The 16,148-nt window shown below is 35.5% G+C and carries 16 protein-coding genes; 4 read left to right on the forward strand and 12 right to left on the reverse strand.

What is annotated here, in order from left to right; all coding sequences use genetic code 11:
• Positions 1-57 precede the first annotated feature (57 nt).
• Positions 58-1,026, reverse strand: a complete 969-nt coding sequence (locus tag M1D73_RS18400; protein ID WP_002041615.1) for a helix-turn-helix transcriptional regulator — start codon at positions 1,024-1,026, stop codon at positions 58-60.
• Positions 1,027-1,085: 59 nt separating this feature from the next.
• On the opposite strand from M1D73_RS18400, the gene M1D73_RS18405 reads away from it, so the two are divergent.
• Positions 1,086-1,529: a VOC family protein gene (locus tag M1D73_RS18405; protein ID WP_000171342.1), complete on the forward strand. Its 444-nt coding sequence runs from the start codon at positions 1,086-1,088 to the stop codon at positions 1,527-1,529.
• Positions 1,530-1,584: 55 nt separating this feature from the next.
• On the opposite strand, the gene M1D73_RS18410 is transcribed toward M1D73_RS18405, so the two are convergent.
• The 8 genes from M1D73_RS18410 to M1D73_RS18445 all read right to left on the reverse strand — a co-directional run bounded on the left by M1D73_RS18410 (position 1,585) and on the right by M1D73_RS18445 (position 12,547).
• A complete protein-coding gene (locus M1D73_RS18410) occupies positions 1,585-2,616 on the reverse strand; it encodes an oxidoreductase (protein WP_000719747.1) in 1,032 nt (343 codons plus the stop codon).
• Between the two features lie 223 nt (positions 2,617-2,839).
• Positions 2,840-5,263, reverse strand: a complete 2,424-nt coding sequence (gene parC, locus M1D73_RS18415) for a DNA topoisomerase IV subunit A (RefSeq protein WP_001147471.1) — start codon at positions 5,261-5,263, stop codon at positions 2,840-2,842.
• A gap of 1 nt (position 5,264) precedes the next feature.
• Entirely contained in the window at positions 5,265-7,229 is a 1,965-nt protein-coding gene (gene parE, locus M1D73_RS18420) for a DNA topoisomerase IV subunit B (protein WP_001062194.1), read from the reverse strand.
• 375 nt (positions 7,230-7,604) lie between these two features.
• Complete coding sequence (locus M1D73_RS18425; RefSeq protein WP_000151376.1) at positions 7,605-8,018, reverse strand: CoA-binding protein; 414 nt, start codon at positions 8,016-8,018, stop codon at positions 7,605-7,607.
• A 79-nt stretch (positions 8,019-8,097) separates the two neighbouring features.
• Positions 8,098-9,339: a S1C family serine protease gene (locus M1D73_RS18430; RefSeq protein WP_481157934.1), complete on the reverse strand. Its 1,242-nt coding sequence runs from the start codon at positions 9,337-9,339 to the stop codon at positions 8,098-8,100.
• 203 nt (positions 9,340-9,542) lie between these two features.
• Positions 9,543-10,220 (reverse strand): response regulator transcription factor, encoded by a 678-nt coding sequence (locus tag M1D73_RS18435; protein ID WP_001044679.1) that lies wholly within the window; start codon positions 10,218-10,220, stop codon positions 9,543-9,545.
• An 18-nt stretch (positions 10,221-10,238) separates the two neighbouring features.
• Positions 10,239-10,691: an anaerobic ribonucleoside-triphosphate reductase activating protein gene (gene nrdG / locus M1D73_RS18440; protein ID WP_000867081.1), complete on the reverse strand. Its 453-nt coding sequence runs from the start codon at positions 10,689-10,691 to the stop codon at positions 10,239-10,241.
• Positions 10,688-12,547 (reverse strand): anaerobic ribonucleoside triphosphate reductase, encoded by a 1,860-nt coding sequence (locus tag M1D73_RS18445; RefSeq protein WP_086692770.1) that lies wholly within the window; start codon positions 12,545-12,547, stop codon positions 10,688-10,690. Before M1D73_RS18445 ends, nrdG begins: the two co-directional genes overlap by 4 nt.
• A gap of 225 nt (positions 12,548-12,772) precedes the next feature.
• On the opposite strand from M1D73_RS18445, the gene plsY reads away from it, so the two are divergent.
• Both plsY and M1D73_RS18455 read left to right on the forward strand, forming a co-directional pair.
• Positions 12,773-13,369 carry a glycerol-3-phosphate 1-O-acyltransferase PlsY gene (gene plsY / locus M1D73_RS18450; RefSeq protein WP_000258974.1) on the forward strand — a complete coding sequence of 199 codons (597 nt, stop codon included), beginning with the start codon at positions 12,773-12,775 and terminating at the stop codon, positions 13,367-13,369.
• A gap of 108 nt (positions 13,370-13,477) precedes the next feature.
• Complete coding sequence (locus tag M1D73_RS18455) at positions 13,478-13,768, forward strand: HesB/YadR/YfhF family protein (protein ID WP_001054455.1); 291 nt, start codon at positions 13,478-13,480, stop codon at positions 13,766-13,768.
• A gap of 26 nt (positions 13,769-13,794) precedes the next feature.
• Here the strand turns inward: M1D73_RS18455 and M1D73_RS18460 are convergent, their stop codons facing one another.
• Positions 13,795-14,214: an acyl-CoA thioesterase gene (locus M1D73_RS18460; protein ID WP_000495817.1), complete on the reverse strand. Its 420-nt coding sequence runs from the start codon at positions 14,212-14,214 to the stop codon at positions 13,795-13,797.
• 109 nt (positions 14,215-14,323) lie between these two features.
• On the opposite strand from M1D73_RS18460, the gene M1D73_RS18465 reads away from it, so the two are divergent.
• Positions 14,324-15,616, forward strand: coding sequence for a glycoside hydrolase family 18 protein (locus M1D73_RS18465; RefSeq protein ID WP_000614866.1), 1,293 nt, complete (start codon positions 14,324-14,326; stop codon positions 15,614-15,616).
• Positions 15,617-15,702: 86 nt separating this feature from the next.
• Here M1D73_RS18465 and sspN read toward each other — a convergent pair whose 3' ends face one another.
• Together sspN and M1D73_RS18475 are read right to left on the reverse strand one after the other, a co-directional pair.
• Entirely contained in the window at positions 15,703-15,837 is a 135-nt protein-coding gene (gene sspN, locus M1D73_RS18470) for an acid-soluble spore protein SspN (protein ID WP_000527987.1), read from the reverse strand.
• A 43-nt stretch (positions 15,838-15,880) separates the two neighbouring features.
• Positions 15,881-16,024, reverse strand: coding sequence for an FbpB family small basic protein (locus M1D73_RS18475; protein ID WP_001254699.1), 144 nt, complete (start codon positions 16,022-16,024; stop codon positions 15,881-15,883).
• Between the last annotated feature and the right edge of the window lie 124 nt (positions 16,025-16,148).

Raw genomic sequence — 16,148 nt, forward strand, 5'->3', positions numbered from 1 at the left:
TTTGGATATTTAAATCTCAAGGGCTTTTTCATATCAAATAAATAGCTAAAACTAACTTTATCTTAAAGAAGTTAAATGCTGCTTTATAGATAACACCTTATTATAGATTAACTCTTTTAGCATAACAGGCTGAATTGAAATAATCGTTTCACCGAAATTCAGAAAATAATTTGAAATAAAATCAGATTCTTGCTTGTTAAAATAGCCTGTTATAATGTAATTTTCATTTTCCTTTTGCAACCTCATGGAAGGGTAATTCTCTTTATCAAAAATGTCTTTTCCTTTTTGATTAACAATGACGCTAAAATCAATTGCATCAGACTTTCTGTGAAAGGTAGTAAGATAACTTAATAATTCTTCAAGATTTTTTGGATGAACATTGCTTGTTTCCACAATAGAAAGAATTTTATCACATCTAATTATTTGAACATGATTTGTCTCAAAATTAAAGATTTTAGCATACCACTGGCCAAATTTAGATTCTATTCGAATAAATTGGGCAACCAATGCTTTCTCCTCACCTTTTTTTAAATATGTTAAATGATAAACTTGCTCAGCAAAAATTCCCTGTAAAATTTCTTTTAAGAACGGACTAAAATTACTATGATTTGTTACTTCAAAGGAAAGCGTTCGTTCCATAATTGAAATATTTTTACTCACATTATCAGGTAATACATGTTTAAATTTATTTTCAAGCGCAATACTTTCTACATTAAATGGTTTTGTCTTGTATCCATTTAGCGTAAGAATTGAAAAGTATAACGCATACATTTCATCCACACTAAAATAAATTGGCGATAACACACTATTTTCTATAATTTTATAACTTCCATTTCTACCTAATTCAGAATATATGGGTACACCTATTTCTTCCAATGATTGAATATCTCGCAACGCAGTACTTTTAGAAATATCATATCTAGCCATTAAATCTTTTAAATTAAAATATCTTTTATTATTTAAGAAAATAAGCATGTCATTTATTCGTTCAGTTTTTTTCATATTTCCCTCCCAAAAAGGTATCATGTATTGAAACCTTTTTAATCTATATTATAATTATCAACTAATAAAGGAGTTATATATTTATGACATTAGAGATAGCTATTTTTCTTTCAATGAACGGGCAAGCAAAGGAGGCGATTAACTTTTATACACGTAATTTAGAAGCCAAAAAATTAATGATTGTTACGTATGAAGAACTGGCGAAAAGAGATAGTTCTTTTAAAATTACAAGTGAAAATAAAGATCATATTGCTCACTCTGTTTTACAAATTGGGAATACAAAGCTAATGATAGCAGAAGATACAATGAAGCATAATGAACGTTATAACGTTGGAAATAACATGTCACTTTGCATTCAAAGCGCTAATTTAGAAGAAATACAACGGTTTTATAATAATTTAATTTCCGATAAGCATGTGAAAATAATCTCTCCGCTAGAAAAAAATATATTTAGTGAAGCATATGGTATTATTGAAGATCCTTATGGCATACAAATCCAATTAATGTATGATAAACGACTAAACTAATTAATTAATCATATTCACATATTCCTAATAAAAAAGACACGAATTTCGTGTCTTTTTATTTTATAGAAATGACTCTACCCTTTTCACTACTTTCAATCGCTAATTGAATCATTTTAATAACATCTAAACCTTCTTTTGCTGTTACAGGTAGTTCCTCACCATTTAATATACTATCTCGTACACCTTTATAATAATTGTCATAACAACCGACTTCTGTTGGAATACGCTCTAAGCTTTCTTCTGTTTCTAAAGTAGCAAAATTCTCTTCATCGTCTACTCCATAACCGTTATCACCTGGCTTCATTCCATTTTTTAATTGCTCTTCCTGCGAATCCATACCGTACTTCACGATAGAACCTTTCTCTCCATGCACTATAAAATGTGGTCCAGCTTTTTTCACATAACTGCTACTACGTAAAATGACACGTTTAACTCCGTAATGAAGTACTATGTGGAAATAATCATCCACCTCTGCACCTGGTCGTTGTTTTATTACATCTGCACTTATCGCATCTGGTTTCCCGAATATTGATAACGCTTGGTCAATTAAATGCGATCCTAAATCGTATAATATACCGGAGCCTGGTAGATTTTTTTCTCTCCATCGATCACGTACATGTGGACGGAAACGATCAAAATTCGATTCATATGCGTATACATTCCCTACTCTGTTTTCTCCTAACAATTTCTTAATTGTTAAGAAATCATTATCAAAACGACGATTATGATATACGCTTAACATTACATTATGCTGCTCTGCTAATGAAATAAGCTCTTCCCCTTCTTCAATTGAGACAACAAATGGTTTTTCTACAACAACATGCTTACCTTTTAAAATTGCTTCTTTTACATATGGAAAATGAGTTGTATTAGGTGATGTAATAACAACTAAGTCAACATCAGCTCGCTTCACCAATTCATCAATTGTACTAACAACATTAGCGTTTGGTAATGTGTCTTTTACTACCTCTTCTTTTGAGGATAATACAGCACGAATATCATATTCTTCTATTGTTTGTAATAGTGGGATATGAAATGTCGTACTAGAAAAACCAAATCCTACAATCCCTACACCTATTTTTTTCATGTTGCCCCTCCATTTGTGCCGCTTTAACGAGCAGTAAGATTCCTAACCCAAAATTCAGTGAAAGCTAAGGAATTAGGTGAGGAATCAACTGCTTGTTAAAGCCCGATTAGTTGAACTTTATGAGAACGATTTCATTCAGTTATTATAACAAGATTATTATTATTTACATAATAAATTGCCTAGAAAAAAGCATCTTGCTACTATTCATAGCAAGATGCCCTCTTTATTCTGGTCTTTTCTTCGTCCACGTTTCTACTACTTCACCAGTATCATTAACATCTAGCACAAGGCTACCATTACTATACCGGTCTTTATTTCGATACGCTTTCGGATCAATTTCTTCTACAATGTTTTTCTCTGTCTTCATGTAAACTAATTCATCGTCCCGAACGATTTCAATACCGACAATGCGGTACGGATTACGTTTTAATTCTTTGAAAATAACAAGACCTCGCTTCGCCCTCGTTGATTTCTCAATTTCTGATGCTTTTAGGCGTTTTACAGCACCGCGCTGTGTTACGAGAATAAGTTGATCTTTGTCACCATTTAACGGTTTACCAGAAGCGACATAGTCATCTTCTTTTAAATTAATTGCTTTCACTCCAGCAGCTCTTACACCGACTGGACTTACTTCCTCTTCATGGAAAATAAGTGCATATGCACCGTGTGTAGCAAGAACGATATCACTCGTTCCATCTGTCGCAAATATATCGACAACTTCATCATCTTTTTTCAAGTTTACAGCAACGAATGCTCTTGAATAACGCTGAACTTTATATTGATTTAATTCTGTTTTCTTTATCATACCATTTCTTGTTACAAATACGATAAATCGTTTTTCTTCCTCAAAGTTCGGTACAACCGTTGCCCAAATGATTGTTTCATCCCGGTCGAGTGAAACGATATTAGCAACGTGCTGACCTAAATCTTTCCAACGAATATCTGGCATTTCGTATACTGGCAGATATATATAGTTTCCTTTATTCGTAAATAAGAGGACTGTCTCTGTCGTATTCGTATCGAATCGTTCAAGTAAGATGTCACCCTCTTTCATACCGAAGTCTTTGCCGTTTGAGGCATTATGTGAGCGCCATCCAGTACGTTTCACATATCCTTCTTTCGTTACAGTAACGATGACATCTTCTTGTGGGATCATCACTTCTACATCGATTTTAATTTCCTCGATTTGATCTTCAATAATAGCGCGTCGATCATCACTATACGTTTTCTTAACTCTCTTTAAATCAGTTTTAATTACTTGAAGCAATCTTTTTTCACTTTGTAAAATTGCCTGTAGCTCAATAATTTTCTTATTAAGCTCATCTGCTTCTTCTTGTAACGCCGTAATGTCTGTATTCGTTAAGCGATATAATTGCAAGGAAACAATTGCTTCTGCCTGTGCTTCTGTAAAGCCAAATTTTGCACTTAAATTATCTTTCGCGTTACGTTTATCTTTTGAAGCTCGAATTGTCTCAATTACTTGGTCTAAAATCGATAATGCTTTCTTTAAACCTTCTACAATATGTTGACGATTTTCTGCTTTTCTTAATTCATATTGCGAACGTCTCGTAATAACCTCTTTTTGATGTCCAATATAAGCATCTAAAATTTTCGGTAATGTCATAAGTGTTGGACGACGATTATTGATCGCTACCATATTAAAGTTATATGGAATTTGCAAATCTGTATTTTTATATAAATAATTTAAAATACCTTCGGAGTTTGCTTCTTTCTTTAATTCAACAACAATTCGTAAACCAGTACGATCTGTCTCATCACGCACTTCAGCAATACCATCTAACTTTTTATCTAGACGTAATTCATCCATTTTCTTTACAAGGTTTGCCTTATTCACTTCGTAAGGAATTTCAGTGATTACAATTTGTTGTTTCCCACCGCGCACTGTTTCAACTTCTGCTTTTCCGCGAATAATAATTTTACCTTTACCTGTTTCATACGCCTTTTTAATACCATCAATCCCCTGAATAATACCACCTGTTGGGAAATCTGGTCCTTTCATAACTGTTAATAAATCGTCAACAGTACTATTTGGCTTATCGATACGCATCATTGTAGCATCAATAACTTCTCCAAGATGATGCGGAGGAATTTCTGTTGCATAACCAGCGGAAATCCCTGTAGATCCGTTCACTAATAAATTCGGGAACGCTGCTGGTAATACAACTGGTTCTTCACTCGTATCATCAAAGTTTGACACGAATTCAACTGTTTCTTTATCAAGATCACGTAATAATTCAGATGCGATTGGTGATAAACGAGCTTCCGTATAACGCATCGCTGCCGCTGGGTCCCCATCAACACTACCGTTATTACCATGCATTTCAACTAAAACATTACGTACTTTCCAAGTTTGGCTTAAGCGTACCATTGCTTCATATACAGAGGAATCTCCATGTGGATGATAATTACCGATAACATTACCTACTGTTTTAGCTGATTTACGAAACGCTTTATCATGTACATTACCTTCTACATACATAGAATATAAAATACGTCTTTGTACTGGCTTTAAGCCATCACGTGCATCTGGAAGTGCACGATCTTGAATAATATATTTACTATAACGTGCAAAGCGATCACCTAACACGTCTTCAAGCGGGAGGTCATGAAACTTCTCTGCTTGCATGTTATTCCACCTCCGTCTCCATAATCATTTCATTTTCTAAAATATTTCCTTCTTCTTGCATACCAAACTGTACATTACGTTCAATCCATTTACGGCGCGGTTCTACTTTATCGCCCATTAATGTTGTAACGCGACGCTCTGCTCTTGCTGCATCATCAATTTTCACGCGAATTAATGTACGCGTTTCAGGATTCATTGTTGTTTCCCATAATTGATCCGCATTCATTTCACCAAGTCCTTTATAACGTTGTAACATATAGCCTTTTCCAACTTTTTTCGTTACACCGTCTAATTCCTCATCTGACCAAGCGTATTCAATTACCTCACTCTTACCTTTTCCTTTACTTACTTTGTATAAAGGAGGAAGTGCGATAAATACTTTACCAGCTTCGATAAGTGGCTTCATATATCTGTAGAAGAACGTTAATAACAATACTTGAATATGAGCCCCATCCGTATCGGCATCGGTCATAATTACAACTTTATCGTAGTTAATATCTTCAACATCAAATTCATTTCCTACACCGCCGCCAATCGCATAAATGATTGTATTAATCTCTTCATTTTTAAAGATATCAGCAAGCTTTGCTTTTTCTGTATTAATTACTTTACCACGTAACGGTAATACGGCCTGGAAACGTCGGTCTCGTCCTTGTTTCGCAGAACCACCGGCAGAGTCACCCTCTACTAGGTACAGTTCATTTTTTTGCGGGTTACGTGATTGTGCAGGTGTTAATTTCCCGCTTAACGTACCTTCTGATTTTTTCTTTTTCTTACCACTACGCGCTTCTTCTCTTGCTTTACGGGCTGCTTCACGGGCTTGTGCTGCTTTAATTGCTTTTCTCACAAGAAGTGTAGCTACATCAGGGTTTTCTTCTAAAAAGTATGCTAAATGCTCAGATACAATGGCATCAATTGAAGAACGCGCTTCACTTGTACCTAGTTTCCCTTTCGTTTGCCCTTCAAACTGAAGCACTTCTTCTGGTACACGTACCGAAACGATAGCCGCTACACCTTCACGAATATCTGTACCTTCTAAGTTTTTATCTTTTTCTTTTAATAGTGCTACTTTACGAGCATACTCGTTAAACACACGCGTCATCGCTGTTTTAAATCCAGCTTCGTGTGTTCCACCATCTTTTGTACGTACGTTATTTACAAACGAAAGAATATTTTCTGAGTAACCATCATTAAACTGGAATGCTAGTTCTGCTTCAATCCCGTTTTGTTCACCAGTGAAATATACAACCGGGTGAATTGAATCTTTTTCTTCGTTTAAATATGAAACGAAAGCTTCGATTCCTGTTTCATAATGAAATATATCTTCTAAATCATTACGTTCGTCTTTTATCGAGATTTTCATTCCTTTTAATAAGAATGCAGATTCACGTAATCTCTCACATAATGTTTCATAATTGTAATTTGTCGTGCTGAAAATCGTTGTATCTGGTTTGAAGTGCATTGTCGTACCAGACTCTTTTGTTTTCCCGATTTTCTCTAACGTTGTTGCAGGAACGCCACCATTTTCAAAACGTTGTTCATAAATGTTACCATCACGCTTAATTGTTACTACTAACCATTCTGACAAAGCGTTTACAACTGATGCCCCAACACCGTGTAAACCACCACTCGTTTTATAGCCACCTTGACCAAACTTACCACCTGCATGAAGTACAGTTAAAATAACTTCAGGTGTAGGTTTCCCAAGTTTATGCATTCCCGTAGGCATTCCTCGCCCTTTATCTATAACGCTAATACTATTATCTTTATGTATTACGACTGAAATTTCGTCGCCAAATCCCGCTAACGCTTCGTCAACGGAGTTATCTACTATTTCATATACTAAATGATGCAATCCACGGCTATCCGTACTCCCGATATACATACCCGGGCGTTTTCGAACGGCTTCAAGTCCTTCTAACACTTGAATCGCATCTTCATTATATTGGAACTGATGCTTCGCCAAACTCCTTGCCCCTTTCCTAATCCAAAATCAGAACATATGTTTCTATTATAGAATAACGCCTCGACTATCGTTTTGGCAAGTTATCTTATCTCTTTTATATACCATCTTCAATAGAAAAATCCTTGTTTTCTCACAAGGATTCCTCTAGGCTACTATTTCAGAAAAATAATCGTTTGTCAACGAGAAATGGATATGTATTCCAAGATTACACATTCCAAACCTTTATTATGATCCAAATGATCAAGATCCAAAATGGGATTACAAATAACAATCCCCAAAAACAGCCTTTAAAAAATCTCATGATGAACACCTCGTTCATCGGCCCTACTTATCTATAATGAGGGCTGAATCAATCTTTCTACCTTTAAATCTATACTATTTTGTCATCGCATGTTCTACTTTAATACAACGATCCATTATTACAGTATAGTCTTTTTCTTTTAAAAGTTTATATGTATCCTCATCTTGTACTCCTAATTGTGCCCAAAAAACATCTGCATCAATCTCTACAAATTCTTTTGCAACATCCATTAAAAACTCTGAGCGACGAAATACATTTACAATGTCAACGTGTTCCTTAATATCCTTTAGTGAAGAAACTGCCTTTTCTCCGAGCACCTCATCTACTGTCGGATTAACTGGAATAATGCGGTATCCAGCATCTTGCATTGCTTTTGAAACCATATACGATGTACGTTCTGGCTTATCTGATAATCCAACAACCGCAATTATTTTGCTTTTCTTTAACACTTCACCAATTTCCGTACGAGTTGGGTTTTCAATTGTCATAATTAATCCCTCCTATTCCTTTAGTATAGCCGATAAAGAAAGTCTCTTTCAATATGAAAGAGACTTTCTTTTATTTCGATTATTGATTCTTTGTAGCTGAATTATCTGCTAAAGTAGCCGATTCCGTCATTTTTTGACCGTTACGGTAGAATGTAACTTCTACTTTCTCGCCTACTTTTTTCTTTTCATATAAATATTTACGGAATTGAAGAGCATTCTCTACTTTTTGATTATCTAATGCTACTACAATATCATATTGCTCTAAACCAGCTTTTTCAGCTGGTGATATTGGGTAAATTTTACCTAATACAACGCCGTTTGTTACTTCTTTCGGTACTTTCAATTGATTGACTGCATAAGCTTGCACATCTTCTAGTGAAACAACACCTACTCCAAGAGCTGGACGTTTTACTACTCCATCTTTTTCAAGAGATTCAATAACTGGTTTTGCGATGTTAATTGGAATAGCAAATCCAATTCCTTCAACTTCTTGTTGTGCAATTTTACTTGAATTAATCCCAATTATTTCACCATTTTGGTTAAATAATGCACCACCACTATTACCTGGATTAATCGCTGCATCCGTTTGAATAACTTGTGCTTGCCAATCTGGTCGTTTATCCCCATCAATATCAACCGGAATTTCGCGTTCTTTACTACTGATTATACCTTCCGTTACACTTCCATCAAATCCAAGTGGATTACCGATTGCAATGGCTTTTTCACCCGCACGAAGTTTACTTGAATCACCTAAAGTGGCAACTTTATTTACATTAGATCCATCAATTTCAACAACCGCTAAGTCTAACCAAGGGTCCTTACCAACTAATTTCGCATCAACTTGCTTTCCGTCGCTCAGCTTCACAGCAAGTTTATTTGCTCCATCTACTACGTGGTTGTTTGTTACAATATATGCTTTATTTCCTGCTTTTTTATAAATAACACCTGATCCTGAACCGGCTTGTTGTTCTTGACCTGTCGGTTGCATTGCAAATGGATCAACACTTTGTTGCATATTAATAACACCTACAACAACATCTTTCGCCCCTTCAATCATACCAGGTAAATCAGTTTCATTTTTCGCTTTATTTACAACAGGAACTACAGTACCTTCTACTTTTGAATCCGAACTAAATGATGATACTGGCGCTCCATTATTTTGAGCCCATGGCATATATGGTGCTGCAAAACTAATCGAAACCGCTCCGACTACAGCTCCCACTAAACCTGTGAAGAAATAGCCTTTTTTACTACCTGATTTTCTCACTTCTCTCGTTTCACTATGCTCTTCATTTAAATTTGGTCCGTCGTAATATCCCATGTTTTATTTCCCCTCTCTGGTGAATTCGTATTTTCAGTATAGTCACGTTTTGTGTCCTTCTTGTGAACTCATCGTGAAATCCAATTAAAAAAATACACTTATCTAACATTGTAGACAAAAAAAGTATTTTTTGTACATTTTACCTTCAAAAGAGAGTATAAAATTACCATTTCCCTAGGCTAAATTACACAAATCGTTCTAGATTATTCTTCAAATTTATAACCAACTCGAATAACAGTACCGATATGCTTCGCTTTATCTCCTAGCTTATTTCGAAGTTTTTTAATATGGGTATCAACCGTTCGGTCATCACCGTAATAGTCATATCCCCATAACTGGTCTAATAAATGTTGACGTGATAACACAATTCCTTTGTTCTCCATTAAATACACAAGAAGTTCAAATTCTTTATGTGTCAATATAATTTCTTCTCCATCTACTAAAACAGTTCTAGATAGACGATTCACTTCTATTCCAGCTAAAGACATAGCATTTTCTTCCGCTACTCCTACCGCACCATCCGCACGTTTCAATAACGTCTTTGCACGAGCTACTAATACTTTCGGGCTAAATGGTTTCGTTACATACTCGTCTGCACCTAATTCGAAACCTAGCAATGTATCATCCTCATCCGAACGTGCTGTCAACATAATAATTGGTACTGCTGATTCTTTTCTAATTCTTCTACAAACAGACCATCCATCTATTTCCGGTAACATAATATCTAACATAATTAAATCAATTTCATGCTCTGCAAATAACTCTAACGCTTTTTTTCCATCTTCTGCTTCGATTACTTCAAAGCCTTCATTACGAAAATAATCACTAACAATTTCACGTAATCTTCTTTCATCTTCAACAAGCAATACCGTTTTGTTCATATAATCTATCCCGCCTTTTTACTCTTTCAATCGAATAATACGTTGATTGGAGCTTCCGCGAAATGGAAGTGTTAAATCTTTTTCCTCAATTTCAAACCTTCCATCGACTAAAACATCCCCATAATGTAACAACTCTATCATATCATTATTTTGAGAACTCTGTATCTCTTCTAACGTATAACCTGTATACATCCATAGGTTTTTTTTCAAATCTTTCACGATTTTTGCTACCATTTTCACTTCAGCAGCTTGAAAAAATGGATCTCCACCTGAAAATGTTACATCAGTTAATGGATTACTTGCAATCTCTTTCACAATTTCTTCTACTGTCATTTCCGTTCCGTTGCAAATATTCCACGATTTCGGATTGTGGCAACCAACGCAACGATGCGGACAGCCCGCAAAAAACACGACTGTCCGCAATCCTTCTCCATCTACTACACTATCATGAATAATATTCATCACTTTCATTTATGTTTCACCCGATCTATCTCTTCACTACGTTTCGCACTATTCCACTTTGACATATCTCCTACAAGATAGCCTGTTATACGGCGAATTCTTTCTATATTAGCCTCATCTTCATTCCCGCAACTTGGACATTCATTCCCAATAACCCCGTGATAACTACAGCACTTACAACGGTCAACAGGATGATTAATTGAACCGTATCCAACGCCATGTTCTGCCATGGCTTGTACAATTTGTTTTAATGCCTTTTTGTTATGCATTGCTGCTCCGTCTAGTTCAATATAAGTAATATGTCCCCCGTTACATAGAGCATGAAACGGGCCTTCTAAACGGATTTTATTTATCGCTTGAATGTTATAATAAACTGGAATATGGAATGAATTCGTATAGTAATTATGGTTCGTTATACCGCTAATCACGCCAAATTCTTTTCTATCTTTTTTCACAAACTTCCCTGATAATCCTTCTGCTGGAGTTGCAATTACTGAGAAATTCAGTTGATGTTCTTCTGTCGCTTTATCCATTCTATCTCTCATAAAGGAAATAATTTCATACCCAAGTTTCCATGATTCTTCATCTTCCCCATGATGCTTTCCTGTTAAAGCTACTAAACATTCCGCAAGACCGATAAAACCAATACTTAACGTCCCTTGTTTTAAAATCGAGGCTACGGAGTCTTCAGGCTGCAACGTTTCTCCACCACGCCATACACCTTGTGAATATAAAAACTGAAAATCTCTTGCTCGCTTCGTACATTGATACGCAAATCTTTCTAATAACTGCTTAATTCCTAAATCTAAATAATAGTTTAGCGCTTCAAAAAACGCTTCTTTTGAACCACTAATTAACGCTAATTTCACTAAATTAATAGACGTAAATGATAAATTCCCTCTACCAATCGCTGTTTCTCCTCCATGTATATTAGACATAACACGAGTACGACATCCCATGTAACATACTTCACTTTCTGGTCTTCCATCATAATGCACTGCATTAAACGGAGCATCTAAAAATGAAAAGTTAGGGAATAATCGCTCTGCGGTTGTCTCTAATGCTAATTCAAATAAATCGTAGTTCGGATCACTTTCTTCAAAATTCACACCTTTTTTCATCTTGAAAATTTGAATCGGAAAAATCGGTGTCTCTCCTTTACCAAGTCCAGCTTGTGTCGCTTTTAAAAGTTGTTTAATTAACATTCTTCCTTCTTTCGATGTATCTGTTCCATAATTAATAGAAATAAACGGTACTTGTCCTCCGCCCCTACTATGCATACTATTCGAATTATGAACGAAAGCCTCACACGCTTGATACGTATCATTTTCCGTTTCTTTCCATGAAAATTCTTCTATTTGTTCTTTCGTAAGCGGATATGATTGTAATCGTTTTTTATGTCTCTCAATTGTTTTTCGTACATAAGGTGCTAAATCAATATCAAAGAGTGCAAACGATTGACCACCATGCTGCATATTTTGATTCGCTTGAAAAATAATAGACGAAAGAGCCAATGCACTTTTAATGTCTTGCGGTTGTCTCATATGTCCATGTCCAGTATGAAAACCATTAGCAAGCATTTGCGCTAACGGAATTTGTGAACAAGTCGTCGTTCCTGTTGCATAAAAATCTAAATCATGTGGATATAATATATTTTCATTTATCGCTTTTTTCACTTGATCTGACAATAAATTCTCAACAGCATAATATTTTGCACTCTCAGATGCGAACGTTCCCATTACGCCCATTGGAGAGCGGCCGTCTACATTTGCATTTTCTTGCATCAAATCTTGTTCATTGCCGTGGACTATTGTCTCAAACACTTTCATTAATTCTTCTTCTCCACGTGTATTATTTTGTAACATTTATAACCCTCCACCAATATGTTGTTATCTTTTGATTAAAATGTTACTACATATAGTCTTACTGTTTCTGTGAGAAATGTAACATTACTGTGAAATTTTTTTCACGAAATAATGAATTTTTCATTTACAAAAAAGAAATGTGCTCTTTACAAATGTATGGTACAATATACGGGAAAAACTCTTTTTACCCTTTATCAACACATTTGAATAAAGGAGACTGAACTTATGGTTACTACATATCTTTTATTTATCGTTGCCTACTTACTTGGCTCGATTCCATTTGCACTAGTTGTTGGAAAAATCGGCTACGGAATCGATATTCGTGAGCACGGGAGCGGTAATCTAGGCGGAACAAACACATTCCGCACATTAGGGAAAAAAGCAGGTTTTACCGTTACAATTGCTGACATTTTAAAAGGGACATTAGCAACAAGTCTACCAATGATTTTCGGATTAGATATTCATCCACTATGGTTCGGGTTAGCGGCTGTTCTTGGACATGTCTATCCAATCTTCGCGAAATTCCGCGGTGGTAAAGCAGTTGCAACTTCTGCTGGGGTGCTATTATGCTATTCACCAGTTGTTTTTGCAATATTGGCTGTTGTATTTTTCACCCTTTTATTTACAACAAGATACGTATCACTTTCTTCTATGGTAACAGCAGTTGTTGCTGTTATTGCATCCATTGTTAGCGGGGATAAAATCTTCATTATTGCGATGTGTTTATTAGCAGGTATGGTTATTTATAAACACCGTGCAAATATCGGACGAATTATAAATAAAACTGAACCAAAAGCAAACTTTTCAAAAAAGCAAAAATAAGATCGTAACCCACATAACGCAAAAAGAAAACGTGAAGCATATTAATAGCGTCTTTTTGCGTTATTTTTTATACTAAAGAAAAAGCAACATAATTTGGAGGAACTATACATGAATCTTTCCGTAACAAAAGAAGCAGCACAATGGTATAAAACTGAATTAAACTTACAATCAAATGAAACACTACGCTTTTTCGTACAATACGGTGGTTGCAGTACTGTGCAAAAAGGACTTTCTTTAGGTATTCGTAAAGATGATCCTGCACATCCTGCTGTTCAAATTCAAGAAGAAGGTATTAATTTCTTTATTGAAGGCGATGATGAATGGTTCTTCGATGGACATAATTTATCTGTTACACTTAACGAAGGTGACGACTTCCCACAATTTAATTATGAAAAATAAAAAAACGTGGCTTCTGCCACGCTTTTTTATTTTTTCTTAATTTCCTCATATTTCGCATACCACTCAGGATATAACTTTTTAAATGATACAGGGCGGAACCCTTCTTTTTTCGCACAAATATTCGTTGTGCTTGCAGTAATACACAGTTCACCATCACCATTATATATTTCATATCCATATACAACGCGAAGTGGGCTCACAGTATCTACCCATGTTTTTACGCTTGCTTTTTCTCCGTAACGCATCGCTTTACGGTATGAAATTTGTAAATCTAACACAGGAGAAATAATTCCTTCTTTCTCCATTTCAACATATGAAAAACCTAAATCTTGTATAAGTTTCGTGCGACCTAACTCAAGCCACACTAAGTAGTTTGAATGGTAAACAACACCCATTTGATCTGTTTCCGCATAACGGATTTCAACTTCATGTTCTGCTACAAACATATGTATTCGCCTTCTTTCACTTCTGCTACCTTGCATACATTTAATCATAATACAGTGACATCAAAAATAAAATAAAAATAGTGAATCTTTTCCCGAAAGGAGCAAGCATATGATTCAAATTGTAACGGTTCGTAGTGGTGATAGCGTATATAGCTTGGCATCAAAATATGGATCAACACCTGACGAAATAGTAAAAGACAATGGATTAAATCCAGCTGAAACGCTCGTTGTTGGTCAGGCACTTATCGTTAATACGAAAGGGAATAATTATTATGTACAGCCTGGTGACAGCCTATATCGAATCTCTCAAACATATAATGTCCCCCTCGCTAGTTTAGCTAAAGTTAATAATTTATCTTTAAAATCTATTCTCCATGTCGGACAACAATTATACGTACCAAAAGGTACAAAACGAACTGTAGAATCCATCGCTTATTTACAGCCTTCCACTATACCGATTAAAGAGAGTTTAGTTAATGCTACACGTGCCATCAATCCATTTTTAACATACTTAGCTTATTTTAGTTTTGAGGCAAAAAGAGATGGCACATTAAAAGAACCTACTGAAACAGCTAAAATCGCTAATATTGCAACGCAGGGTAAAACAATCCCTATGCTCGTTATTACAAATATTGAAAATGGTAATTTCAGTGCCGATCTAACATCGGTTATTTTACGCGACGCAACGATTCAAAACAAATTTATTACTAACATTTTGCAAACAGCTCAAAAATATGGCATGCGAGACATTCATTTCGATTTCGAGAGTGTAGCACCTGAAGACCGCGAGGCGTATAATCGCTTTTTACGAAATGTAAAAACACGCTTACCTAGCGGGTACACATTGAGCACAACTCTCGTACCGAAAACAAGTTCAAATCAAAAGGGAAAATTTTTCGAAGCTCACGATTATAAAGCGCAAGGGCAAATTGTTGATTTCGTCGTCATTATGACATATGACTGGGGATGGCAGGGCGGGCCACCGATGGCGATTTCTCCTATCGGTCCGGTGAAAGAAGTACTTCAATATGCAAAATCTCAAATGCCTCCCCAAAAAATTATGATGGGGCAAAATTTATACGGGTTTGATTGGAAGCTTCCATTTAAACAAGGAAATCCACCCGCAAAAGCAATTAGCTCTGTCGCAGCTGTTACACTAGCTCGTAAATATAATGTCCCTATTCGTTATGATTTCACAGCCCAAGCTCCTCATTTTAATTATTTTGATGAAAACGGCGTGCAACACGAAGTTTGGTTTGAAGATTCACGGTCTGTTCAAAGTAAATTCAATTTAATGAAAGAACAAGGTATAGGTGGTATTAGTTACTGGAAAATCGGTTTACCATTCCCACAAAATTGGCGTTTACTTGTTGAAAACTTTACGATTACGAAAAAGGGCTGACAAAAGTCAGCCCTTTTTTTCATATTACTGCTAAAAACTCATCTTTCATTTCCTCACAAAAAAGAAGAATGATAACATTCTCCTTTTTAACCGTTATCAACAATCGGTTGTTTACCTGTTTGATCTTGCATTTGCTTTCCTTTATTTCCACCAGCTTTTTTCGATTGTGTTCCAATATGATTTGGTGCAAAGTCTTTTGAATTTTTTTTCGGATTACCCATTACTATCGCCTCCTTAACACTAGTATCGTACTAGTGTTAAGAATTATTCAGCTTGCTTAAAAAGTTTCATTTCATAACGTTTTTCAATGCGCTCTTCAATGCGATCAATTGCATCACGATCGCTTAATAATTGTTGTTTATTTTCATTTACAAGTTCTTCAAACGATTTACGGCGACTTCTTCTCATGTTGCTCACCCTCTCTCCTTCGCTTTCTTATTACATAGTATGAGCAAACGAAAAACTCTTTAATCAGATTTGTAAGAAAATTTTATGTTTTAGTACTCCTAAAAAAACTCCGTGTACAATATAT

This window comes from Bacillus sp. PK3-067, assembly GCF_056738645.1.